Source organism: Mycolicibacterium sp. XJ662, assembly GCF_053484035.1.
On record NZ_JBEFTL010000031.1, the window covers coordinates 1 to 1,122 of the forward strand.

A 1,122-nucleotide genomic window follows, 5' to 3' on the forward strand; every position below is an offset into this window, starting at 1 on the left:
CTAGGTGTGATGTCCAGGGAGGTTGGTCAGTCTGGTGACTGGCGGCTGGCCTCCGATGGCGGAGTGGGCTCGGTGGTGATTGTAGAAGTGCAGCCAGCCTGCTAGCGCGGTGTTGCGCTCTTCGGTGGACTGGTAGAGGCGTGCGTAGGCCCAACCGTCGGCCAGGGTCCGGTGGAAGCGTTCGATCTTGCCGTTGGTTTGTGGGCGGTACGGGCGGGTGCGCTTGGGAGTGATGCGCAGGTCGATGCATGCCTCCCGCCAGGCCAAGGACCTGTAGGCCGATCCGTTGTCCGACAAGACCCGTTCGACGATGACCCCGTGATCGTGGAACCACGCCACCGCGCGCCGCAACACCTCGATCGCGGTGACGGCCTTTTCGTCGGTGCAGATTTCGGCATAGGCCATCCGGGAGTGATCATCGATCACGGTGTGGACGAACGCCATTCCGATCTTGGGTCGGTAGCCATGGGCTCGATCGTCACGCTCGCCGGTGCGGTGGGCGGTCTGGATGGCATGGCGATCACCAAGCTGTCGGCCGACGAACCTATGACCGCCGCCGTCTGGGATGTTGGCGAATTTGGTGACGTCGACGTGAATCAACGATCCCGGATGCGGATGTTCGTAGCGACGTAGCGGCTCACCGGTGACCCGGTCGATGTGGCATAGGCGATTGATTCGACACCGGGTCAGCACGGCGTGCACCGTGGAAGCCGGCACACCGAGCCGACCGGCAATCTGGACAGGTCCCAGCCGCTGGCGCCACCGGATGGTGACGATCTGACGCACCATGACCGGCGGGGTCTTGGTGGGACTGACGTGCGGTCGGGAGCTGCGGTCGGCCATCGCGGTCGCGCCTTCGGCACGGAATCGATCAGCCCACTTCTTGGCCGTTTTGGCGCTGACCATGAACATTTTGGCCGCAGCGGCGTAGGTCCATCCGGACTCGACGACCAGCCGGGCGAGCCGCAATCGAGCGCGCGGGGTCAAAGCAGCATTAGCGTGGGACACGAAGGCCTCCTGGTTGGTGAAGCGGTTCCTAGACAGCTCCACTTCACAACCGGAGGCCTTCCTTGTCACACAGGCTCACCGAGAACGGGAGGAACAACCTCCCTGGACATCACA

1 protein-coding gene is annotated in these 1,122 nt (G+C 63.8%); it reads right to left on the minus strand.

The annotated features are described in order from the left end of the window. On the minus strand, positions 1 to 1,008 hold the full coding sequence (locus tag ABQE93_RS27040) for an IS481 family transposase (protein ID WP_448438087.1): 1,008 nt from the start codon (positions 1,006 to 1,008) through the stop codon (positions 1 to 3). Positions 1,009 to 1,122: the final 114 nt, after the last annotated feature.